Source organism: Bradyrhizobium septentrionale, from assembly GCF_011516645.4.
Lineage (GTDB): Bacteria > Pseudomonadota > Alphaproteobacteria > Rhizobiales > Xanthobacteraceae > Bradyrhizobium > Bradyrhizobium septentrionale.
The window spans coordinates 3549021-3571602 of the sequence record NZ_CP088285.1 but is presented as its reverse complement, the minus strand read 5'-3'; the positions used below and the strand labels follow the sequence as shown (position 1 = coordinate 3571602).

General features: G+C 64.4%; 17 protein-coding genes. 6 read left to right on the top strand and 11 right to left on the bottom strand.

The window, feature by feature from the left end:
• Positions 1 to 2: 2 nt before the first annotated feature.
• Positions 3 to 4172: a VCBS domain-containing protein gene (locus tag HAP48_RS18600; protein WP_166211621.1), complete on the bottom strand. Its 4170-nt coding sequence runs from the start codon at positions 4170 to 4172 to the stop codon at positions 3 to 5.
• 597 nt (positions 4173 to 4769) lie between these two features.
• Here HAP48_RS18600 and HAP48_RS18595 point away from each other — a divergent pair.
• The gene (locus HAP48_RS18595) at positions 4770 to 5519 is read left to right on the top strand and encodes a transglutaminase-like cysteine peptidase (protein WP_166211624.1); all 750 of its coding nucleotides are present in this window, start codon (positions 4770 to 4772) and stop codon (positions 5517 to 5519) included.
• Between the two features lie 104 nt (positions 5520 to 5623).
• On the opposite strand, the gene HAP48_RS18590 is transcribed toward HAP48_RS18595, so the two are convergent.
• The 6 genes from HAP48_RS18590 to HAP48_RS18565 all read right to left on the bottom strand — a co-directional run bounded on the left by HAP48_RS18590 (position 5624) and on the right by HAP48_RS18565 (position 12553).
• Positions 5624 to 6823 (bottom strand): ABC transporter substrate-binding protein, encoded by a 1200-nt coding sequence (locus tag HAP48_RS18590; protein ID WP_166211627.1) that lies wholly within the window; start codon positions 6821 to 6823, stop codon positions 5624 to 5626.
• Between the two features lie 137 nt (positions 6824 to 6960).
• Entirely contained in the window at positions 6961 to 8799 is a 1839-nt protein-coding gene (locus tag HAP48_RS18585) for an AMP-dependent synthetase/ligase (protein WP_166211630.1), read from the bottom strand.
• A 170-nt stretch (positions 8800 to 8969) separates the two neighbouring features.
• Positions 8970 to 9749: an ABC transporter ATP-binding protein gene (locus tag HAP48_RS18580; protein WP_029077992.1), complete on the bottom strand. Its 780-nt coding sequence runs from the start codon at positions 9747 to 9749 to the stop codon at positions 8970 to 8972.
• Between the two features lie 10 nt (positions 9750 to 9759).
• The gene (locus tag HAP48_RS18575) at positions 9760 to 10518 is read right to left on the bottom strand and encodes an ABC transporter ATP-binding protein (protein ID WP_029077993.1); all 759 of its coding nucleotides are present in this window, start codon (positions 10516 to 10518) and stop codon (positions 9760 to 9762) included.
• The gene (locus HAP48_RS18570; RefSeq protein ID WP_166211633.1) at positions 10515 to 11666 is read right to left on the bottom strand and encodes a branched-chain amino acid ABC transporter permease; all 1152 of its coding nucleotides are present in this window, start codon (positions 11664 to 11666) and stop codon (positions 10515 to 10517) included. The genes HAP48_RS18575 and HAP48_RS18570 overlap by 4 nt, the downstream gene beginning before the upstream one ends.
• Before the next feature lie 11 nt (positions 11667 to 11677).
• On the bottom strand, positions 11678 to 12553 hold the full coding sequence (locus tag HAP48_RS18565) for a branched-chain amino acid ABC transporter permease (protein WP_166211636.1): 876 nt from the start codon (positions 12551 to 12553) through the stop codon (positions 11678 to 11680).
• Between the two features lie 293 nt (positions 12554 to 12846).
• Between HAP48_RS18565 and HAP48_RS18560 the strand changes: the two genes are divergently transcribed.
• Positions 12847 to 13599, top strand: coding sequence for an ABC transporter ATP-binding protein (locus HAP48_RS18560; RefSeq protein ID WP_029077996.1), 753 nt, complete (start codon positions 12847 to 12849; stop codon positions 13597 to 13599).
• Positions 13596 to 15113, top strand: coding sequence for a permease (locus HAP48_RS18555; protein ID WP_166211639.1), 1518 nt, complete (start codon positions 13596 to 13598; stop codon positions 15111 to 15113). Before HAP48_RS18560 ends, HAP48_RS18555 begins: the two co-directional genes overlap by 4 nt.
• A 235-nt stretch (positions 15114 to 15348) precedes the next feature.
• Here HAP48_RS18555 and HAP48_RS18550 read toward each other — a convergent pair whose 3' ends face one another.
• Complete coding sequence (locus HAP48_RS18550; RefSeq protein WP_224496505.1) at positions 15349 to 16287, bottom strand: alpha/beta fold hydrolase; 939 nt, start codon at positions 16285 to 16287, stop codon at positions 15349 to 15351.
• A gap of 174 nt (positions 16288 to 16461) precedes the next feature.
• Here HAP48_RS18550 and HAP48_RS18545 point away from each other — a divergent pair, with 174 nt between their 5' ends.
• The 3 genes from HAP48_RS18545 to HAP48_RS18535 are packed head-to-tail and all read left to right on the top strand — an operon-like array spanning position 16462 to position 19324.
• On the top strand, positions 16462 to 17277 hold the full coding sequence (locus tag HAP48_RS18545) for an MBL fold metallo-hydrolase (protein ID WP_166211642.1): 816 nt from the start codon (positions 16462 to 16464) through the stop codon (positions 17275 to 17277).
• A gap of 44 nt (positions 17278 to 17321) precedes the next feature.
• The gene (locus HAP48_RS18540) at positions 17322 to 18380 is read left to right on the top strand and encodes an amidohydrolase family protein (RefSeq protein ID WP_166211645.1); all 1059 of its coding nucleotides are present in this window, start codon (positions 17322 to 17324) and stop codon (positions 18378 to 18380) included.
• Positions 18381 to 18391: 11 nt separating this feature from the next.
• The gene (locus tag HAP48_RS18535; RefSeq protein WP_166211648.1) at positions 18392 to 19324 is read left to right on the top strand and encodes a GNAT family N-acetyltransferase; all 933 of its coding nucleotides are present in this window, start codon (positions 18392 to 18394) and stop codon (positions 19322 to 19324) included.
• Between the two features lie 7 nt (positions 19325 to 19331).
• On the opposite strand, the gene HAP48_RS18530 is transcribed toward HAP48_RS18535, so the two are convergent.
• The 3 genes from HAP48_RS18530 to HAP48_RS18520 all read right to left on the bottom strand — a co-directional run bounded on the left by HAP48_RS18530 (position 19332) and on the right by HAP48_RS18520 (position 22530).
• Positions 19332 to 20588 (bottom strand): aminopeptidase, encoded by a 1257-nt coding sequence (locus HAP48_RS18530; RefSeq protein WP_166211651.1) that lies wholly within the window; start codon positions 20586 to 20588, stop codon positions 19332 to 19334.
• A 118-nt stretch (positions 20589 to 20706) separates the two neighbouring features.
• Positions 20707 to 22068, bottom strand: a complete 1362-nt coding sequence (gene pcaB / locus HAP48_RS18525; RefSeq protein ID WP_166211654.1) for a 3-carboxy-cis,cis-muconate cycloisomerase — start codon at positions 22066 to 22068, stop codon at positions 20707 to 20709.
• A 72-nt stretch (positions 22069 to 22140) separates the two neighbouring features.
• On the bottom strand, positions 22141 to 22530 hold the full coding sequence (locus HAP48_RS18520) for a carboxymuconolactone decarboxylase family protein (protein ID WP_166211657.1): 390 nt from the start codon (positions 22528 to 22530) through the stop codon (positions 22141 to 22143).
• Positions 22531 to 22582 lie beyond the last annotated feature (52 nt).

Below are 22582 nucleotides of genomic sequence, written 5' to 3'. Positions count from 1 at the left end.
CGTCAGGTCACGTGAAGCAGGAAGTCGTTGTGGCTGAGCTGCGCGGGCGTGACGTTGCGAAGCGTAATGGTGTCGGCGCTGTCGACCGTGATCAGGGTATCCGCGGCGTTGGTCGGCGATTGCGTGACGTGCTCGCTGATCCAGGTATCGGGATCGATACCGCCGGTCGACAGGATCGCCGAAAGGTCGATCTGGTCGAGGCCGGGCGTAAAGTTCACGATCGTATCGTGGTTGAAATTCTGGTCAAACACGAACTTGTCCTGAAAGCTAGATCCGAAAAACACGTCCTTGTCGCTGGTGCCGGTCAGCGTCACCGGCTGGGGCGGATCCTGCTGGACGTTGAAGATCAGGTTGACCGTGTCGGTTGCGCCATGGCCGTCGGTCACGGCGAGCGCGATCTTGTCGGTCGCCGGCGGCGTCTGGCCGGGGTTGTAGATGAGGCCCGGCGTCCCGAGCGCGGTGTTGATGCCGGAGAGCAGCCCTTCCTGCGACGGCGGCGTGACGCTGCTGCCCGAACCGGCCGTCGGCGTGGCCGCCACGGTGAAGATCTCGTCCGATGTCGCATCGGCATCGGTCACCGTCAGGCCGGAGATCGTCTCGGTCCCGTCGCGATTTTCGGTGATGCTGACGTTGTCGGCGTGGATCACGGGCGCGTCGTTGGCGCCGACGACGTCGATCGTCAGCGTCGCCGTCCCGACGGCGTTATGTGCATCGATCGTCTCGACGGTGAACGTGTCGGTATAGTTGCCCTTGGCCAACGCGTTGATCGCGGCGGCGTCCGGAACATAGCTGTAGGTGCCGTCCGCATTGACCGTGAGCGAGCCGTAGAGGCCCGCGATCGGCGAGTTGACCGCAACGTGGTCCGAGTTGAGCGCGGCATAGGTCAGCGTCGCGGTCTCGCCGTGATCGACATCGTGGCCGTGGAGTGCGCCGGTGAGCGCGCTGAACGTGTCATCGGCGGCGGTATCGGTCAGCGTGCCGGCGTTGACGTCGGCGAGCGTCGGCGCGTCGTTGGCGCCGTTGATCGTGATCGTCACCGGCTCGGTGATGACACCGCCATGATGGTCGTCGATCTGGATCGTGTAGGTCAGCGTCAGCGTCTCGCCGGCGGCGAGATAGTCGAAATTCTGATCCGCGGCCGAGAAGGTCCAGGTGGAGGACCCCGTTGTGCCGCCGGTCGTATCCGTCAGCGTGCCCAGCGACAGCCAGTTCAGGATGGTGGATTCGTCCTCGGGGAGGCCCGTGGTCGAGCCGGCTTCGGCAACGCCGATGATCGTCACGCCGTGGGTGTCGCTGAGGTCCGCGTCGGTGAACGTCACGGTGCCCGTCGCGCCGTCCGGCTTCAACGAATCCGTGGTGTCGGGCAGTTCGGGGATGGTCGCCGACTGCGCCCCCGAGGTGACGACTGGCGTATCGTTGCTGCCAGTGATCGTGATCGTCACCGATTGGCTGATGACGCCGCCATGATGATCGTTGACCTCGACCGTATAGGTCAGCGTCAGTGTCTCGCCTACGGCGAGATAGTCGAAATTCCGATCGGCGGCCGAGAAGGCCCAGGACTGGGATCCGGTGACCCCGCCGGTCGAATCGGCCAGCGTCCCCAGCGAGAGCCAGTTCAGGACGGTGGACTCGTCCTCGGGGAGACCGGTGGTGGTCCCGGATTCCGCGACACCGGTGATGGACACGGTGTGGATGTCGCTGAGATCGACGTCCGCGAACGTCACCGCGCCCGTTGCGCCGTCCGGCTTGGATGAACCCGTCTCGTCCGGCTGCTCGGGAATCGCGGCGGTCCCCGGCGCCGACGCAAACGTCGGCGTGTCATTGGTGCCGGTGACGGTGATCGTCACGGGCTGGGTGACGACCCCGCCATGATGGTCATCGACCTGGATCAGGTAGGTCAGCGTCAGCTTCTCGCCGGCGGCGAGATAGTCGAAACTCCTGTCGGCCGCCGAGAAGGTCCAATGGCTCGATCCGGTCACGCCGCCGGTCGAATCCGCCAGCGTACCGAGCGACAGCCAGCTCAGCATCGTCGCCTGATTGGGAAGGCCCGCGGTGACGCCCGTTCCGGTGACGCCGGCCACGGTGACACTGTGGGTGTCGCTGAGATCGACGTCGGTGAAGGTCACCGTCCCGGACGCGGCATCTGATATTGCCGAGCCGGTCGTCCCGACGTGTTCCGTGATCGCTGCCGCCTGGGTCGGCGACGTGACCACCGGCGTGTCGTCGGTGCCGACGATCGTGATCGTGACCGGGAGCGTGACGACGCCGCCTTGATGGTCGTCGATCTGGACCGTGTAGGTCAGCGTCAGCGTCTCGCCTACGGCGAGATAGTCGAAACTCCTGTCGGCGGCCGAGAACGTCCAGGCGCGCGATCCCGTCACGCCATCGGTCGAATCGGCCAGCGCGCCCAGCGACAGCCAGCTCAGCACGGTGGCATGGTTGGCAAGTCCGGTGGTGACGCCGGCCTCGGTGACGCCGGTGATGGTGACCGAATGCGTATCGGTCAGGTCCGTATCGGTGAACGTCAACGTGCCGTGCACCGCATCCGGCACGGCGGAGTTCGTCGTCGCTGCGAGCTCGGTGATCGAGCCGAGCTGCGCCGAGGATGTCACGACTGGCGTGTCGTTGGTGCCGGTGATCGTGACGGTGAATGTCCTGAACGCGGTCTCGTTGCTAGGTGCGTAATTGTTATCCACGCGCGCGGTATAGGTCAGCGTCAGCGTTTCGCCGGCGGCCAGGAAGTCGAAGGCGCCATCGTCAATATTGTAGGTCCAGGTCGCCGAACCGATATTGTTGTTCAGCGGATCGTGCACGAGCTGCAGCGGGACCTCGACAGCATGGATGGCTGCAAGCTGCGCCGCCGTCAGCGACGAGGTGACGTCGCTACCCTCTGCGTCCCGATAGCTGGACGAGGTAAAGCTGACGATCGCACTCGGCTTGTCGCCGAGATTGACGTCCACCCATGCGATCCGGCCCGTCGCCGTGTCGAGCAGTCCGCTATGGGTCTGCCCGGCCTGCTCGGTGAATACCGCATTCTGTGTCACGACCGCCGGCGCCCCGGGGGCGTGGTCGGTCTTGCTGGCGGGGGCCTCTGGTCCGGCATGGCCGGTCAAGGCCAGCAGAAAGCTTGTCGGCAAGGTCACGTCGCCGCCGGCAAGCTTGAGGGTGGTCGTGACCGGCACGACGCTGTCCGTGAAATTCGTCGTGAGCTTGGTGTTGGGATTGTTGTTGTCGGTGAACTTCAGCGCGAAGACGTCCGAGATCAGCCGCTGCGCGTCGGCGGACAGCTGTGCCGACGAGACGAAGCTGACGCTGCCCTGGCCGTTGACGACGGTCTGGGTGCCGGCCTGATCGACGGTTGCGATCGGATTGAGCGTCGTCTTGTCGAACAGGATGTAGGAGCCGGTGGTCCCGTCAGGCTCGACGAGCACCTGGAATTTGGCCGGCGGCACGCCACCCGAGCCCTGCACGTCGAAATCGATCTCGACCAGCACCGCGGTGCCGCGGATGCCCATGGTCGCGACCGGCGTATCGACCTTCATGTCGCCGTGCTTGGCGGTCGCACCGGCAACGAAGGAGATCGTGCCCGAGACGAGGCTCATCAGCGACGAATTGCTCGACCCGTTCGGGTCGTAGATCATCTCGTTCAGCACCATCTTGGCGTTCGGTCCGAGACCGAACACGGTGCCGTCGATGAAGGTGATGCCGAGCGTCGAGTCGCTGCCGGACTGCACAACGTCACCCTTGTTGACGTTGTCGCCCTGGTTCAGGACGATCGCGACGCCGTTGCGGACGGCGGTGGCGCTGCCCGTCAGCTTGGTGACATGGCCGATGATCTTGGCCGGTTCGGCCGCGCCGCCGGCCTGGGCATACTGGGTGTAGCCGGTGAGCGCGTTGACGAGGTCGCCGGTGAGATGCGCGCCATCGGGCGACGCCAGCGCCGCGCGCTTCTCGCCCTTGAAGTAGTCGTGGAGGACGAGTTCCCGATCATCCTTCGCGATGACGAGGTCGAGCCCGGTCCGCTTGAAGTCGCCGGTGAACAGCAATTGCCCGTCGTCGACGGTGATCGCGCCGCGCGGCGCGTGCGTGGAAACGCTGTCGACATGAACCGATCCACGGGCATAAGCGTCCGTGTTCGGCAAAAGGCCGTCGAATTTCTCGACAAAGTTCACTGCGGATCACCGCACCACAAAGGTTAATGACTCAAGAATATCCGAACGATTTTGCCTGCATATCATCGGATAAAGCTCGGCGAAACTGTCCTTTGCTTGCGCAAGGTGCTTCGATCGCGCCGTTTGAGCGGGTGTGACTTGGCTCACTCTTGTATGAGTCGTGTAGTTCTGATTTGTGTGACGGTAGCATAAGGTGGGATTGCAGCCAAGATACGTATTTGACCACGTATTCGTGGTATTGACCGGCATTTCTGTACTTGCCTCTATTTCCCCGCAGCCCCGAGAGGGCATTTGACTCCAAATTCCCGGCCAAAGCTGTGAGTTAGCTTACAAATCACAGCAGTCCCGCGCGCGGACCGGCCGGTTAACCAGGAGGCAAGCATGAGACGGAAGACGGTGGATAAAGGTTCGCCGGTTCGTTTCACAAACCGGTAAAGTTTTCGGGACCCGGCCCACGCGCCCTTCAGCCTCTTGTCCGGTTTCCCCACATCTTAAATCGATTCGAACGGATCGCTTGCCATGCTGGACGGCATGAAACGATCCGGTCGCGTGCGCGGTGCAGCATCCACCCGCCGAAGAGCGGACAGGGGGTGTCACATGGGATTCTCGCTTCGCTCATTTGCGCTGCGCACCGTCATGCTCGGCGTCGGCCTGGCGCTGGCCGCGCCGGTCGCCGAGCTCAATGCCGCCTCGCTGCTTTCGCCCGGCCCGGCAACGCTGTTCAGACAATCGACCGAGCCGTTTGGCCTGGCGACCAGCCTGCTGGCCGACGGCGGCCTGCATGACAAATGGGCCGGCGTGCAGCGCCAGCTCGCCGACGAGCTGGTGCAACTCGCCATCTGTGAAGGCGACCGCACCGGTTGCGCATCGCCGGAGGCGCTGCGGTTCTTGGCGATCGTCGATGCCGGACGGGCGCGTGACGGCCGCGCCCGGCTCGGTGCGATCAACCGCGCGATCAACCTCGCGATCCGCCCGGGTAACGATCTTACGACCTATGGCGAGCCCGACGTCTGGGCGACGCCGCTCGCTACCTTTGCCCGCGGCAGCGGCGATTGCGAGGACTATGCGATCGCGAAATTCGTGGCGCTGCGCATCGCCGGCGTCGCGCCCGAAGACATTCGGATCGTCGTCATGCATGACCTCATCGGCGGCGAGGACCATGCCGTGGTCGCGGCGCGGCTCGACGGCCGCTGGCTGACGCTCGACAACCGCCGCATGGCGATGATCGAGGACGCCGACATCAGGAGTTTTCGGCCGACCTTCGTGATCGACCAGCATGGCGTCAGCCGATATGTCGATGCGCCGCTCGTCGCCGAGGCCGCGTGGCGGCCGGCGCGGACGCATTGAACCAGGCGATCGAAACTCGTTTCCGTCATTACGAGGCGCCAACGGGTCCGGCCGTTGGCCGGCCCGGTGGCTCGCAATGACGGTTATCCCGACGGCTGGACCGCTCAGAACATCAAATTGTCCTTCACCAGCACCCAGCGGCCGCCCTTGACCTGCTGCACCTGCGTGATGGTGTTGGCGAGATGATCGGTCTTGGAGAACTTGGTCGGCGGCGAGCTGAAGATGTCGAGGAATTTGTCGCCCGACTCCAGCGCGTCAAGCATCTTCTGGCCGGAGAGATCCTTGCCGGCCTTCTGTGCGTAGAAGGCGAAGGTCATCACCGCGTTATAGCCGATGATCGCCTGGGTGTTGGCGTCGGTGTTGAACATCTTCTTGTAGTTGACCAGCCAGTCCTTGACCTTGCCCTTGGCCGTGTCCTCGTAGGGAATCTCGAAGCCTGAGGCGGCATAGAGCCCTTCGACGGCTTCCTTGCCGAGCGCCGGCACTTCGAGCACGTTGGTCGGGGTAGCACCGAGGAAGGTCACGTCCCAGCCGAGCTTCTTCGCCTCGTTCATCGCGCCGATGGTTTCGCGGATCACGGTGCCGAGCACGACGAGGTCACAGCCGTCGGACTTCATCTTGGCGACCTGCGCCGAGAAGTCGGAGGCGCCGCGCTTGTAGCTCGTCACCGAGGCCGGCTGCACCTTCATCGCACCGAGCTGCTGAGTGAAGCCGTCGAGCACGTTTTTGCCGTACTCATCGTCCTGGTGCATGATGCAGGGCTTCTTGAAGTTCTTCCAGTCCATCATGTATTTGAGCGCGGCGCGCGTGCTCTCGACATAGGGCAAGAGGTTGTTGAACTTCAGCCGCTCCTGCGGCTTGGCGGGATCGAACTTGAAGGTGAACTCGGCGGCGGTCAGCGGGAACAGCTGCAGCACGCCGGCATCGAACAGGATGTCCTGCGCGGCCAGCACGGTCGGCGAGCCCATCGGGCCGATCATCGCGAACACCTTGTCGCGCTCGACCATCTTCTGCGAGGCCAGCACGGCCTTCTTCGGATCGTAGCCGTTGTCCTCGAGGATCATCTTGATCTTGCGGCCGTTGATGCCGCCGCTGGCATTGATCTCTTCCACCGCCATCTTCATGCCGTTGGACACCGGAACGCCCCAGACCTTGATCGGGCCGGACAGGTCCTGATGCGTTCCGATCACGATCTCGGTCGGCGAGATGCCTTCATTGGTGACCTTGGTCTGGGCTGCGGCCGGCAGACAGGTCAGCGCCAGCGCGCTCACCGCAAGGCCCAGCGCCTTCAGCGATTTCGACATTGCAGTCTCCTCCTTACAAAGGCCCATGTTGAGCGAAGGGTCGGGCCTGCTCGCACCTTCGCCAAGTCCGTCGTCGCATCTCTCCTTAGGCATGATCTCCGCGCAAACGCTGCGCGTTTGTCGCGGCGGATCATGCTCTATGCCACTGCCCGCGCGCCATACATGGCATCGATCTCGGCCGCGTAGCGCTTGTTCACGAAACTGCGCTTCAGCTTCATGGTCGGCGTCAGCTCCTCATCCTCGGGCGTGAGCTGGCGTTCGATCAGGTAGAATTTCTTGACGGTCTCGACCCGCGCGAATTTGGCATTCACCGCCTCGATCTCGCGCTGAATCAAATCCTGGATCTCGCGGGCACGGCACAGGCTCGCGTAATTGGTGAAGGGGATGTCCTGGTCCTGGGCGTATTTCTCGACATTCTCCTGATCGATCATGATCAGGCAGGTGAGGTAGGGCCGCTTGTCGCCGATCACGACGGCGTCCGAGACGTAGGGCGAGAATTTGAGCTGGTTCTCGATCTCGGACGGCGTGATGTTCTTGCCGCCGGAGGTGATGATGATGTCCTTCATCCGGTCGGTGATCTTGACGTAGCCTTCATTGTCGATCGCGCCGACATCGCCGGTATGCAGCCAGCCCTTCGCGTCGATCGTCTCGGCGGTCTTCTCCGGCTGGTTGAGATAGCCCATGAACAGGAAGTCACCCTTGATCAGGATCTCGCCCTTCGGGCAGATCATCACCTCGCCCCAGGGCGCGGCCTTGCCGACTGAACCGAGCTTGATGCGCTCCGCCGGCATCATGGTCGCGACGCCGCAATTCTCGGTCTGGCCGTAGACCTCGCGCATGTCGATGCCGAGCGCGAGATACCAGCGGATCAGATCCGGCGAGATCGGCGCCGCGCCGGTCAGCGCGATCCGGCAGCGGTCGAGCCCGAGCATGCGGCGGATGTTGCGGAACACCAGCCAGTAGGCCGCGCGGTTGGCGAGCCGCAGCGACAGCGGCGGCGTCTCGCCCTCCAGCCGGCACTCGGTCATCCGGTTGCCGATCGCAAGCGCCCGGGCGTACATCCAGTTCTGGAACGGCGTCGCGTCCTTCAGCGCGATGGTGATGCCGGAATAGAACTTCTCCCAGATCCGGGGCACGGCGAGGAACGCGGTCGGCTGCACCTCGCGCAGATTGTCCGGCACCGTCTCCGGGCTCTCGGCAAAATTCATCACCGAGCCGAGCGCGAGCGAGAGGTAATAGCCGCCGACCCGCTCGGCGACGTGGCAGAGCGGCAGGAACACCAGCCGCTCCTCGCTGTCTGTCGAGGGGTAGAGGTCATTGGCGTGGCGCATCTGGTGCGTCACGCTGCGGTTGGAATGCATCGCGCCCTTGGGCGGGCCTGTGGTGCCCGAGGTGTAGACCAGGATCGCGAGATCGGATGCGGTGCGGCTGCCGGTCATCTCGTCCCACAAGGCGTCATTGCCCTGCGCATGATTGCGGCCAAGCGCGGTGAACTCGGCAAGCGACAGCACCATCGGATCGGAGAAGCCGCTCAGGCCCTCCATGTCGAACACCACGATCTTTTCCAGCGTCGGACAGCGCGACCGGCAGGTCAGCACCTTGTCGAGCTGCTCCTCGTCCTCGACGAACATGACCCGCGTGCCGGAATCATTGACGAGATATTCGACCTGCGCCGCCGAATCGGTCGGGTAGATGCCGGAGGAGACGCCGCCGGCGCACAGGATGCCCATGTCGGCATAGACCCATTCCGGCACCGCGTTGGCGATGATCGAGGCGACGTCGCCGGGGCGGAAGCCGGTCGCGTGCAGGCCAAAGGCGATGTCCCTGGAGATCTGCAGCCATTCGCGCCAGCTGGTCGGCTGCCAGATGCCGAACTTCTTCTCGCGGATCGCGGGCCTGTCGCCACGCGTCTGCACCGCGAGCAGAAAGCTCCTCGCGATCGTGTCGGCAACCGTCAGAACCGCTGGTCCTGCCATGCGCGCTCCCTCCTCTGCCGCCTGTCTCACGTGCCGGGCCTTCGAGCCGGTCTTGTTCGCGAAGCAGGCCTGAAATCTAGCTCCAAGTCGTTCTCAACGCCAAACCTTCGCAGTGCCAACTTTAGTCGACGTCAATCTTCCTCAGCGCCGGCTTTCCTCAACGCCGATCTTCAACGCCACGTCTTCTTCTTCTTCCAGCGCCGCTCGCCCCGCGCACCCGCTTCCTTGGCGCCGAGATAGAACTCCTGGATATCGGGCGAATTCATCAACCGCTCGCAGGTGTCGTTCATGACCACGCGGCCGATCTCCAGCACATAGCCGTAATGCGCGGTCTCCAGCGCGATCTTGGCATTCTGCTCGACCAGCAGGATCGACATGCCCTGCTCCTCATTGACGCGGCGGATGATAGTGAAAATCTCCTTCACCAGGATCGGCGACAGCCCCAGCGACGGCTCATCGAGCAGCAGCAGCGTCGGCCGGTTCATCAGCGCCCGCCCGATCGCGAGCATCTGCTGCTCGCCGCCCGAAAGCTGCCCGGCCGGCTGGCCGAGCCGCTCCCTCAGCCGTGGAAAATAGCCATAGACGCGCTCGAGGTCCTGCGCCACACCGTCGCGGTCCTTGCGCAGATAGGCGCCCATCATCAGGTTTTCGCGCACCGACAGGAACGGAAACACCTCCCGCCCCTCTGGCACATGGCTGAGGCCGAGTCGCACGATCCGATCGGCCTCCATGCGCTGGATCGGCTTGCCCAGGAATTCGATCGAGCCCTTCTGCGGATCGAGGATGCCGGAGATCGTCTTCAAAACGGTGGTCTTGCCGGCGCCGTTGGCGCCGAGCAGCGTCACGATCTGACCGCGCGGCACCTCGAGGCTGATGCCGCGAATCGCCATGATCGGCCCGTAATAACTCTCGATATTGGAGAGTTTCAGGATGATGTCTGATGTGCTCATGCCATCATCCTCATGCGCCGAGATACGCTGCGACGACGTCGGGATGGTGCTGCACCTCCGACGGCGAGCCCATCGCCAGCACGCGGCCGTAGTTCAGCGCAATCACGCGGTCGGAGACCCGGTTGACCAGCGTCATGTCGTGCTCGACCATCAAGACCGTGATGCCGAGTTCGCTCTTCATGTCGCGGATCCAGAACGACATGTCGTCGGTCTCCTCGACATTAAGGCCCGAGGACGGCTCGTCGAGCAGGATCAGCTTCGGCTCCGAGCAGAGCGCCCGCGCCAGTTCGATCACCTTGCGCACGCCGTAAGGCAGGCCCGAGATCAGCTTGTCGCGGTAGGGCTCGAGATCGAGGAATTCGATCACCTGCTCGACCCGCCGGCGATGCGCCTTCTCGCCGGCGCGGACGCTCGGCAGGAACAACAGCTCCTGCCAAAGTTGCGTGGTGGAATGGCGATGGCGTCCGACCAGCAGATTGCTCAGCACGGTCGCATTCTCGAACAGCTCGATGTTCTGGAAGGTACGGGCGATGCCGAGCCTCGCGATATCGTAGGCCGGCTCCTGGGTGATGTCCTGGTCCTCGAAGAAGATCCTGCCCGAGGTCGGCGGATAGATCCGCGAGATCAGGTTGAAGATCGAGCTTTTGCCGGCGCCGTTGGGCCCGATGATCGACAGGATCTCGCCCTTCTCGACCGCGAAGCTGACGGCATCGACCGCCTTGAGGCCGCCGAAATGCAGGGACAGGTTCTCGGCGCGGAAATAGCTCATCTGTTCCGCTCCGATTTCACGTAGATCTTCTGCCGCTTGAAGGTCGCGCGCTTGTAGAGCGGGAACAGCTGGAAGAAGAGCTTGATCTTGAGCCAGCGGCCATAGAGCCCCAGCGGCTCGAACAGCACGAACACCACGATGATGACGCCGTAGATCGCGCCCTTCAGCCCGTTCGCTGAGGCGAACGCTGCAACCGCGTCCTGGATATGTCCCGCGCGCTCCGTGCCGGCGCCGAGGGTTGCGGCAATGCCTGCGATCACGCCGGGCATGTCGTCCTTCAGATAGGTCAGGAACGGATCGATCATGACCAGGAAGATCGCGCCCAGCACCGCGCCATGCAGGCTGAAGGTGCCGCCGATCAGGATCACGATGATGAACTCGATCGACAGCTGCAGCGTGAACATCTCGGGCGAGATGAAGGAGAGCTTGTGGGCGAACAGCACGCCGGCAAAACCGGTGATCGCCGCCGAGATCGCGAACGACTTCACCTTGTAGAGCGCGACATTGATGCCCATGCTGCGCGCCGCGGTCTCGCTGTCGCGGATCGCGACGAAGGCGCGCCCGGTCGGCGAGCGCAGCAGGTTGAGCGTGCCGACGATGGTCAGCACCAGCACCGCGAGGCAGAGATAATAGAAAGTCGGGCCGTCGCGCGACATCGTGGTGCCGAACAACTGTATGGCCTTGACCCGCATGCCCTCATTGCCATGGGTCACGCTTTCCCAGCGCGCCAGGATTTCCTCGACGATGAAGGCAAACGAGATCGTCGCGATCACGAGATAGATGCCCTGCAGCCGCAGCGCCGGAAATCCGACCAGCGCGCCGACCACGCCGGTCAACAGCCCCGCCGCCAGGAAATAGATCGGAAACGGCACGTTGAATTGCTGCAGATAGGCCGCGGTGTAGGCGCCGATCGCGAGAAACGCGGCGTGGCCGAGCGAGGCCTGTCCGGTGAAGCCGGTCAGGATCAAGAGCCCGACGCCGACGGTTGCATAGATGCAGACGAAGACGAGCTGGCTCATCAGATAGCTTGACAGCACGTAAGGCGCGATCAGCAGCACCGCCAGCAGCAGGCCGTAGGAATAGACATAGCCCGAATGCGGGAACAGCCTGATGTCGTCTTCATAATTGGTCTTGAAGAGAAACCGCATAATGTCGCTCCTCAAACCTTCTTGCGGACGTGAAGGCCGAACAGGCCCTCGGGCTTGAGCAGCAGCACCGCGAGCAGCACGATGTAGGGCGCGACGTCTTTCCATCCCTGCGGCAAATAGAAGCCGGCCATGCTCTCGATCACGCCGATCAGGACGCCGCCGACCACGGCGCCGGGGATCGAGCCGAAGCCGCCGAGCACCGCGGCCGGAAACGCCTTCAGCCCCAGCACCAGCCCGACATTGGAATGGATGAAGGTGATCGGCGCCAGCAGCACGCCGGCGCAGGTCGCCACCGCCGCCGAGATCGCCCAGACGATCGACACCACGCGCTTGACCGGGATGCCCATGTAATAGGCAGCCAGCATGTTCTCGGAGCTGGCGCGCATCGCAGTGCCGAGCGTGGTGCGGTTGAAGAACAGATAGAGCAGCGCGCACAGGATGATGGTCGCCGCGATCACCGACAGTTTGTCATAGGCGAGCACCAGGCTGCCGATCCTCAAGACGCCCTGGCTGAACGGGGTTTCGATCTTGAAGTCGTCAGTGCCCCAGATCATGCCGGAGATCGAGCGCAGGAAATAGCCGAGCCCGATCGTCGCCATGATGATAGAGAATTGCGGATAGCCGAGGATCGGCCGCACCACGACCCGCTCGGCCAGCATGCCGAACAGCGCCATGCAGATCACCGCGCCGGCGAATCCGACCCAGTAATTCAGCCCGAGCATGCCGATGAAGGTGAAGGCGAAAAAGCCGCCCAGCATCATCAAATCGCCTTGCGCGAAATTGACGACCTCGGTTGCCTTGTAAACCAGCACGAAGCCGAGCGCGATCAGGCCGTAAACGCAGCCGAGCGCGATGCCGCTGACGAGCTGCTGAACAAAGTCCAGCATCCTTCCCTCCCCGATGCCCGGCGATTCTTTCCGATCGCTCGTTGCATCCCGCCTTCGCACCCTTGTGTCGCAAGCGCTGAAAGCTGCCTATGTCCGCCCCGATTGAGCCAAAAGGTCCGATCCGTGTCAACAAACCCTTGATCCGTAAGCATCATCACATTTGCGGATAAATGCCGCAGCACGGACTAATACGGATATCAGCTTCGATTTGTCCTGCGCGATTCACCGCACCGAAACAGTTTTTGTCCAAGCTCACGCAACCGAAGAGCGCAATCCCGGATCGCCACCACACCATGACATCCGAACTGTCGGCACTCGCCGTGCGAGGGTTAACCAAGCGTTTTGACCGCCCGGCGGTCGACGCGCTCGATCTCACCATCCGTGTCGGCGAATTCTACGCGCTGCTCGGGCCGAACGGCGCCGGCAAGACCACGACCTTGCGCATGGTGGCGGGCCTGCTGCGGCCCGATGCCGGCTCGGTGTCGATCCTGGGCATCGATGCGCTGGCCGATCCGGTCGCCGCCAAGCAGATCATGGCCTGGGTGTCCGACGAGCCGATGATCTATGACAAGCTGACGCCGCTAGAATATCTCGAATTCGTCGCCGGCCTCTGGGGCATCGACCCCCGCACGTCGGAGCGGTCGGCGCACGATCTCCTGATATCGCTTGGGCTCGAGCCGCATCTCAACCAGCGCTGCGAAGGCTTCTCCAAGGGGATGCGCCAGAAGGTGGCGCTCGCCGGCGCGCTGGTGCACGATCCCCGCCTGATCATTCTCGATGAACCGCTGACCGGCCTCGACGCGCTGTCGGCGCGTCACGTCAAGGGCCTGCTGCAGGAGCGCGTCCGCGCCGGCTGCACCGTGATCATGACGACCCATATTCTCGAAGTCGCCGAACGGATGGCCGACCGCATCGGCGTGATCGCGGCCGGCCGGCTAATTGCCGAGGGCACGCTGGCCGAGCTGCGCGAGCAGAACGGCCGCAATGACACGACCCTCGAGGACATGTTCATCGCGCTGGTCGACACCGAGGCGGCGGCCGCGTGAGCTCGACCGCCCATCTCACCTGGTTCGTCCGCCACGAATTCCGCCTGGCCTGGCGCGAATGGCTGGCGATGATGACCGGCGGCCGGCGCCGGCGCAACCGCGCCGTGATCGGCCTGCTGCTATTCGCGGCGATCCTGCATCTGCCGGCCTATGCCGTGGTCGCCCGCTATGTCGACCTGCGGTTTCCGCTCGATCCGTCGTCGCTGATCGTGCTGACCGCGACGATCTTCCTGTCCTGGGCGCTGATGCTGTCGCAGGCGATCGAGTCGGTGACGCGGGTGTTCTATGCCCGCGCCGATCTCGATTTGATCATGTCGTCGCCGGCAAAGCTGACCAACATCTTCTCGATCCGGATCGCCGCGATCGCGCTGACGGTGAGCAGCATGGCGCTTTTGCTGTCGACGCCGTTCGTCGACGTGCTGGTCTATCTCGGCGGCCCGCGCTGGCTCGCCGGCTTCGGCGTCGTGCTTGCGATCGGGCTGTCGGCGGCGGCTGCCGCGATCGCCGTCACCGCTTTCCTGTTTCGCCTGATCGGGCCGAGCCGGACCCGGCTGGTGGCGCAGATCGTCTCCGCCGTCATCGGCGCGGGCTTCGTCATCGCCCTGCAGGTGGTCGCGGTGCTGTCCTACGGCACGCTGTCGCGCTTTGCCTTCCTGACCTCGGATACTGCGGCAAGAATTGCCCCCGCCCCCGACAGCCTGCTGTGGTGGCCGGCGCGGGCATCGCTCGGCGATCTCGACATCATGCTGCTGCTGCTCGCCGCCGCACTGGTGATGCTCGGCGTCGTGATGGCAGTATTCGCGCCGCGGTTTGCCGACACCGTCGCGAGCGTCGCCGCCAATCCAGCCGCGGTGACGCGGGGGCGCGCCCGCGCATTCCGCTCCGGCTCGCGGCAGCAGGCGCTGCGGCGCAAGGAGTTTCTGCTGCTGCGCCGCGATCCGTGGCTGCTGTCGCAGACCCTGATGCAAATGCTCTATCTGGTGCCGCCGGCGCTGATGCTGTGGCGCAGCTTCTCCGGCACCTCGACCGCGATCGTGCTGATCACGCCCGTCATCGTGATGGCCGCAGGCCAGCTCGCCGGCGGGCTTGCCTGGCTGACCATCTCGGGCGAGGACGCGCCCGATCTGGTGGCGACCGCGCCGCTGCTGCCTTCGCGCGTGACCCGCGCCAAGGTCGAGGTCGTGCTGATCGCGATCGCCGCCATCTTCGCGCCGCTGGTGGCCACGCTGGCATTTGCCTCGCCGCAGCAAGCCGCGGTCACCGCGATCGCGATCGTCATCGCGACCGCATCCGCCGCCGCGGTGCAACTCTGGTTCCGCGCCCAGGCCAAGCGTAGCCAATTCCGCCGGCGCCAGACCTCCTCCCGCATCGCGACCTTCGCGGAAGCCTTCTCGTCGATCGGCTGGGCGGCGACCGCGGCGCTGGTCCTGACGATCCCGTCGGCCGCGCTCGTCAGCGGCATTCTGACGCTGTTGACGCTCGTCATCGCCTGGAAGATCAGCCCCCGGCGCTAAAGCATGATGAGATTAGGTTGAGCTAGAACGGCGTCGAAAATTCACCTCTCCCTTGGGAGAGGTCGATTTGCGCAGCAAATCGGGTGAGGGGTTACGGTCTTTCGAGAGAGCAAGAGCCCTCACCCGGATTGCACTGGACGACGCTTCGCATCGCCAAGCGCAATCCGACCTCTCCCCGATGGGGAGAGGTGAACCGAAACCGCGGCGAGCCGATTTAACCAAAACTCATCTCGCTTTAGGCCTTCATCACCTCGATCACCGCCGCGGCGAACGCTTCCGGTGCTTCCTGCGGCAGATTGTGTCCGGCACCCGGGATCACGCGATGCGCCCGGCGGGCGGTGTATTTTGCCGCGCTGGCGCTGCCGTCGCGCGCAGGCGTCACGCCGTCGTCGGCACCGTCGAGCGAGATCGTCGGGACCGTGATCACGGGCAATGCGGCCAGCCGCCGCTGCACCTCCGCATATTGCGGATCCCCGTCGGCAAGGCCGAAGCGATGCCGGTAGCTGTGGATCACGACGTCGACATAATCGGGATTGTCAAATGCGATCGCGCTGCGCTCGAAGCAGGCGTCATCGAACGCCCAGCTCGGCGACCATTGCGACCACAATAGCTTCGCGATGCCGCGCCGGTTGGCGGCAAGCCCGGCGCGCCCGCGCTCGAGCTGGAAGTAATACTGATACCAGAGCGCCGCCTCGTGATCCGGCCGCGCCGGCACCATCGCATGTGCGATGTCCTGGATCATGTAGCCATTGGTGCAGACCAGCCCGATGCAGCGCTCCGGCCAGAGCGCAGCACTGACCGAGGCGGCGCGGCCGCCCCAATCATAGCCGGCGAACACCGCGCGCTTGATGCCGAGCGCATCCATCAGCGCCATCATATCGGCCCCGACCGCCGCCTGCTCGCCCGAGCGCGGCGTCGCCTTGTCGCGCAAGACCGTGGGTCCGTAGCCGCGCAGATAGGGCACGATGACGCGGCAGCCCTGCGCCGCCAGGTCAGGCGCGACGTCGACATAGGAGTGGATGTCGTAGGGAAAGCCGTGCATCAGCATCACCGCCGGGCCGTCGGCGGGGCCGGCCTCGCAATAAGCGATGTTGAGCACGCCTGCGTCGACATGGCGCAAGGGCTCGAGCCGCTTGGTAGATGATGCGCGCGGCGAAGGGGCAGTGTCAGTCACGCATAACTCCCTGATCGCTGTGATCTGGTCGACATGGTAGCGCGTCCTGCCGGATTAATCCCCCGGATCGTGTTGCACTCAGCGCCATGGAGCGATGCGCCGGTCTCATCATGACGGCACGCCAATTGCGCGATAGTCTCGCGGCCGCGGATGCCGCCGCAGACGGAACAGGTCATGCTGAGATTGCTCGCCGCGCTCGTCCTGCTCGCAACGTTGACCAGCCACGCCGTCGCGCAGGACGCCCAGCGCGGCGAATGCCTGGCGATGGCGAATGCGCCGCCGCGCGCCATACCCGTCAACTACCGGCGCGTCGCGGCCAAGGCCGACGAGGTCGCGATCACCTATGCCGGCCATTCGACCTATTACATCGACACGCCAGGCGGTATCCGGATCGCGACCGACTACAACGGCGTCTATCAGACCGGGCGGCTGCCCGATGTCGCGACGATGAACCGGGCCCACGCGACGCACTACACGCTGTTCCCCGACCCCAGGATTCCCCACGTGCTGCACGGCTGGGGCGAGAAGGGCGAGGCCGCGCATTATGCGATGCGGATCGGCGACGTCTATATCCGCAACGTCACCACCGACATCCGCCGCTATTGGGGCGAGGGCTCCGGCGGCGAGATGATCAAGGATGGTAATTCGATCTTCATCTTCGAGATCGCCGGCCTCTGCATCGGCCATCTCGGCCATTTGCATCACAAGCTCGATGACAGCCATTTTGCCGCGATCGGCCGGCTCGACATTGTGATGGTGCCGATCGACGGCACCTATACGATGTCGCTCGACGGCGTCTCCGAGATCACCAAGCGGCTGCGTGCCGCCGTCGTGCTGCCGATGCACCGCTTCGCCACCCCGCTCGACGAGTTCATGCGCCTGATCGGCCAGCAATTCGAGATCGACCGCCGCGGCGGCGAGCGCACTTTGCGGATTTCGCGCGACACCCTGCCGGCGACGCCGACGGTGATCATCCTCGACGGGGTCTGATGTCTCTTTCCAAGAAGAAGCAAAACCAATGGGAGTGAAAATCGATGGCCACCAGCACCAGCACTCTGCCCGCCTCCGCCAGCGGGCTCTATGCCAATCCGCGCGAAGACTGGCTCGCGCAATATACCGAGGAGATCATCGATCCCGACAGGCCGATCGTCGATCCGCATCACCATCTCTGGGATCGCGGGGGCTTGCGCTATCTGATCGAGGAGATGCGCGACGACATCGCCTCCGGCCACAACATCGTCGCCACCGTCTATGTCGATTGCCGGTCGATGTATCGCGCCGACGGCCCGGAGGCGTTCCGCCCGGTCGGCGAGGTCGAGTTCGCCAACGGCGTCGCGGCGATGGCGGCGAGCGGCGGCTACGGCAAGGCGGCGATTTGCGCCGGCATCGTCAGCCACGTTAATCTTCTGATCGGCGACCAGGCCAAGGCGGTGCTGGAGGCGGAGATCGCCGCCGGCAACGGCCGGTTCCGCGGCATCCGCCACTCCTCGGCCTGGGACGAGGACCCCAACGTCGCCCACATGTATGCGAACCGGCCGAAGGGAATTCTGCTCGATTCCACCTTCCGCAAGGGCTTTGCCTGCCTGGCGCCGCTCGGCCTCAGCTTCGATGCCTGGCTGTTCCACCCGCAGATCGGCGAGCTCACCGACCTCGCCCGCGCCTTCCCCGACACCAGGATCGTGCTCGACCATTGCGGCGGCCCGGTCGGCACCGGCCGGTTCGCCGGCAAGCGCGCCGAGACCTTTCCGGTGTGGAAGGCGTCGATCCAGGAGATCGCCAAATGCCCGAATGTCGTCGTCAAGCTGGGGGGGCTTGCAATGTGCCTGCTCGGCTACGACTTCCACCTCCGCCCCCGGCCGCCGTCGTCGGAGGAACTCGCCGCCGCCTGGCGGCCCTATGTGGAAACCTGCATCGAAGCCTTCGGCCCAAGCCGTTGCATGTTCGAGAGCAACTTCCCACCTGATAAGGGGCAGTGCAGTTACCAGGTGATCTTTAACACCTTTAAACGGCTTGCTTCACAATATAGCGAAGCCGAGAAGACAGCGTTGTTCTCGAAGACGGCAAAGGATGTCTATCGGCTCGATATCGGGTAAGCTCTCGACTCATGGATGACGGCATCACCATCCGACCGCTTCGCGAGGCTGATGCGGAAGCGGTGGTCGCACTTTACGCAAAGGCAGCTGCGGTGGAACCGCGGCTGGGACCTGTCACGCTGCCGCAATGGGACCAGTTCCTGAAGCTGCCGCAGAACCGTGGCGGGCGCGACTTTCGTATTGCCGAGCGGAATGGCCGGCTCGTCGGCCTCGCCGAATCCTCGTTGCGCGACCAGGGCGCGCATCATTCCCGGTTCCTCAAGATCGTCGTGGCGCCCGAGATGCGCCGCCGCCGGATCGGCCTCGCGCTGATCGACGACATCCTTGTGATCGATGCCGATCCCGATCTCACCGTGCAGACGCTGGTGAGCAGCGACTGGCCGGCAGGAATGGCCTTCGTGGGCGCCTTCGGCTTTGTTCATGTCGAGTCCGAGATCGGGATGAAGTGCGTCGAGCCGTTGCAACCGGCCCGCACCCTTGCGGCCGCCCGCGCCGCCATCGAGCAGGCGACCGACGTGACCGCTTGCGCGGCCGAGGTCGCACGGATCCACAATGCCGCCTATGCCTCGGACGCCGCGTTCCGCCTGTATTCACCGGAGGAGATGGCGCAGGTCCTGACCGAGAGCGAGGTCTGGATCGCGTCGGAGGATGGGCAGGTGTCGGGATTCTGCCTGACCGAGCCGGAGCGGAACTCGATGTGGATCGAATCGGTCGCCGTCGACCCGGCGCGGCAGGGACGCGGGCTCGGCCAGCTCTTGGTCTATCGCGTGCTGAGCGCACACGACGTCTCGGTTGAGCATCCCTGCTGGCTCAACGTCTCGAGCCGCAACGCCCCCGCGCTGAAAATCTACCGCCGGCTCGGCTTCCGGCCGCAGCACGAGACCTGCCGCTTCAGCGCCCCGCGCCGCGAGCTGATCGCCGCGCGTGAGCGCAAGCTTCGCTAGCCGCGCCTTACGCCCACTCGCCTTTCCGGAACACCGGCACGCTGCGGCCGTCGGCATGGATGCCGTCGATGTCGGTGTGGGCGGAGCCGATCATCCAGTCGATGTGGATCAGGCTCTTGTTGCCGCCCTGCTCGGCGATCTGCTGCGGCGTCAGCTTGTCGCCACCAACGAAGCATTTCGAGTAGCACTGGCCGAGCGCGATGTGTGAGGCGGCGTTCTCGTCGAACAGCGTGTTGAAGAACAACAGCCCGCTCTTCGAGATCGGCGAGGAATGCGGCACCAGTGCGACCTCGCCGAGGCGGCGCGCGCCCTCGTCGGTGTCGAGCACCTTGTTCAAGACTTCCTCGCCGCGCGAGGCCTTGGCCTCGACGATGCGGCCCTCCTCGAACTTGACCGAAATATTGTCGATCAGCGTGCCCTGATAGGACAGCGGCTTGGAGCTGACGACGTGGCCGCTGACACGCCGGCAGTGCGGCGTGGTGAACACTTCCTCGGTCGGGATGTTGGCATTGCAGACAATGCCGTTCTTGGCGGTTGAGGCGCCGCCTTCCCATTCATGGCCGTCGGCGAGCCCGATCGTGAGGTCCATTCCCGGACCGGAATATTTCAGCGCGTGGAAGCGCTGGCCGTTGAGCCAGTCGGTGCGCTCGCGCAGTCTGGCATTGTGCTTGTCCCAGGCCGCGACGGCACCGTCCTGATCGACCCGGGACGCGGCGAAGATCGCATCCGCCAACTTGGCCACCGCGACATCCTCGGCATCATCCGGGAACATCTGCTTCGCCCAGGACGCGCTCGGATAGGCGATGATGTTCCAGTTGGTGTCGAAATTGACGATCTTTTCCAGCGCCGGCTGGTAGGCGATCGAATTGGCCTTGCTGGCGCGCGCGACCTTGGCCGGGTCTTCGCCCGACAGCAGCATCGGATTGTCGCCGACGATCGCAAGCCGCGCGGTGTTGGCGCCGAACGCCTTCGCCATGCCCTCGTAGAGCCAGCCTGCGGCGCGATCGAAGCTCGCATCGTTGGCAAAGCGGTAGCGCGCCAGCGTGAGCTCTTCGTCGGAGAAGAACGGGGTCACGATACCGGCGCCGGCCTTGTAGGCATGCTCCACGACCCGCCGCACCAGCGGCATTGCCACTGAGGGCGCCGTCAGCAGCAGATCCTGCCCCGGCTGCAGCTGCAGGCCGACCTTGATCGCGACTTCGGCGAGCCGATCGAGCTTTACCGGATCGATCGAGGCGGAAAGATTGCGTTGATGTGCGGTCATGAAGTGTCCGGCCGTGTCGTTTGAGGGTGTTGAGGATTCGTAGTCCAATTCGATCCGCATTCGCAAGGTTCCCGCCCGCCGCGCCCGATCACGCGACGGCGAGCAATTGCCTCGAATTTTACCGCTTCACTGAATTAAGCACCCGGTCGACCATCTCGGGTGCGAGGCCAAGATAGTTTTTCGGCGCGGTGAGGCGGTCGATCGTCGCCCGATCGATCCGGCTCGCGACACATTGATCCGCAGCGAGCGCCTCGGCCAGCGTCAGGCCCTTGTCGTTGGCGACACGGCAGGCGTCGTAGACCACATCATGCGCCTCCTGCCGGCCGATCGCGGGCGCAAGGCCCATCATCACGGCCTCGGCCACAATCAGCCCGCGGCTGATGTCGAGATTGTCGGCCATCCGCTTCTCGTCGACGATCAAGCCGCCAAGCGCGAACTTGGCCTGATGAAGCGCGCCGGCGGTTAGCACGAAGCTCTCCGGGAGAGCTATCCATTCGGCGTGCCACGGGCCGGTGGCGCGCTCGAAATCCTGCACCATCGCGTCCAACATCAGGCCGGCATGCTGGCGCACCGCCTTGGCGGCGGCGAGCATCAGCTCCGACGAGATCGGGTTGCGCTTCTGCGGCATGGTCGAGGACGCGCCGCGTCCCTTCACGAACGGCTCGTAGACCTCGGCGAACTCGGTCGAGGCCATGATCATGATGTCGAGCGCGATCTTGCCGAGCGTTCCCGTGACCAGCGCCAGGAAATTCACCGCTTCCGCCAGACCGTCACGTGCGACATGCCAGGTCGAGACCGGAACGCCGAGGCCAAGCTCCTCGCACAGCGCCTTCTGCACCTCGAATCCCTTGTCGCCGAGCGAGGCCAGCGTGCCGGCGGCGCCGGCGAACTGGCCGACCAGCACCCGCGGCTTCATCTCTGTGAGCCGCGCGGCATGCCGATCGAAGGCCGCAAGCCAGATCGCGGTCTTGTAGCCGAAGGTCACCGGCAGCGCCTGCTGCAGATGAGTGCGGCCGGCCATCGGCGTGTCACGGTGCCTTTTCGAGAGATCGGCGAGGATGCCGCGCAGCGCGTTGATGTCATCCTCGACGATCCTGAGACCATCGCGCAGCTGCAGCACGACGGCGGTGTCCATGATGTCCTGTGTGGTGGCACCCCAATGGACATAGCGGCCGGCTTCGCCGCACTGCTTCGCCATCTGATGCACCAGCGGCAGGATCGGGTAGCCGACGACATCGGTCTCCTGCCGCAGCAGATCGAAATCGAACGCGGCAACGTCGGTCTGGGCAGTGATCTCCTCCGCCGCTTCCGCCGGGATCACGCCGCAGCGCGCTTCGGCCCTGGCCAGCGCGATTTCGACCTCGGCGTAACGGGAGATCAGCCGCAGATCGGAAAACACCTCGCGCATCTCGCTTGTGTCGAAGGCATCGCGAAACAGCACGGAATCGAGCACGGTGGTCGAAGCGGGGAAGCCGGACATGGGCAGATCCTTGGGCGCATCCTGTTGCCGATCGCAGTCGGCAACGTCCCTATCACGGCGCAGGCCTGCGCCCTACCCCTCGGGGGGCGCCTCGCCGAACACCTCGGCTGCGATCTTGCTGGTCTCGATCGCAGCCGGAATGCCGCAATACATCGCGACCAGCAGCAGCACGTCCTGCACCTGTGCGGCGGTGCAGCCGTTGGCCAGCGCGCCCTTGGCATGAACGCGGAATTCGGCCGGTTTGCTGCTCGCCGCGGTGATGCCGAGCATCACGAGGCTGCGGATCTGGTCGGACAGGCCGCTCCGCTCCCAGACGTCGCCATAGACATAAGCATTGATGATGTTTTGCAGCGGCGTGCCGAAATCGCCCGCGGCCGCCATCCGCTCGGCGACATCGTCCTCGCCGAACATCTTCTGACGCCGCCGCAGCCCGCGCGCATGGAGATCGCTGATGTCGACCATCGTCTGGCTCCCCTGTATGGGCTATTTATACGGATAATTATGGCGCACCTCA

Bases quoted from the DNA above. Each gene is read 5' to 3' on its own strand.
- HAP48_RS18595 (WP_166211624.1), top strand. From the start codon at position 4,770: ATGGGATTCTCGCTTCGCTCATTTGCGCTGCGCACCGTCATGCTCGGC.
- HAP48_RS18590 (WP_166211627.1), bottom strand. From the start codon at position 6,823: ATGTCGAAATCGCTGAAGGCGCTGGGCCTTGCGGTGAGCGCGCTGGCG.
- HAP48_RS18585 (WP_166211630.1), bottom strand. From the start codon at position 8,799: ATGGCAGGACCAGCGGTTCTGACGGTTGCCGACACGATCGCGAGGAGC.
- HAP48_RS18580 (WP_029077992.1), bottom strand. From the start codon at position 9,749: ATGAGCACATCAGACATCATCCTGAAACTCTCCAATATCGAGAGTTAT.
- HAP48_RS18575 (WP_029077993.1), bottom strand. From the start codon at position 10,518: ATGAGCTATTTCCGCGCCGAGAACCTGTCCCTGCATTTCGGCGGCCTC.
- HAP48_RS18570 (WP_166211633.1), bottom strand. From the start codon at position 11,666: ATGCGGTTTCTCTTCAAGACCAATTATGAAGACGACATCAGGCTGTTC.
- HAP48_RS18565 (WP_166211636.1), bottom strand. From the start codon at position 12,553: ATGCTGGACTTTGTTCAGCAGCTCGTCAGCGGCATCGCGCTCGGCTGC.
- HAP48_RS18560 (WP_029077996.1), top strand. From the start codon at position 12,847: ATGACATCCGAACTGTCGGCACTCGCCGTGCGAGGGTTAACCAAGCGT.
- HAP48_RS18545 (WP_166211642.1), top strand. From the start codon at position 16,462: ATGCTGAGATTGCTCGCCGCGCTCGTCCTGCTCGCAACGTTGACCAGC.
- HAP48_RS18540 (WP_166211645.1), top strand. From the start codon at position 17,322: ATGGCCACCAGCACCAGCACTCTGCCCGCCTCCGCCAGCGGGCTCTAT.
- HAP48_RS18535 (WP_166211648.1), top strand. From the start codon at position 18,392: ATGGATGACGGCATCACCATCCGACCGCTTCGCGAGGCTGATGCGGAA.
- HAP48_RS18530 (WP_166211651.1), bottom strand. From the start codon at position 20,588: ATGACCGCACATCAACGCAATCTTTCCGCCTCGATCGATCCGGTAAAG.
- pcaB (WP_166211654.1), bottom strand. From the start codon at position 22,068: ATGTCCGGCTTCCCCGCTTCGACCACCGTGCTCGATTCCGTGCTGTTT.
- HAP48_RS18520 (WP_166211657.1), bottom strand. From the start codon at position 22,530: ATGGTCGACATCAGCGATCTCCATGCGCGCGGGCTGCGGCGGCGTCAG.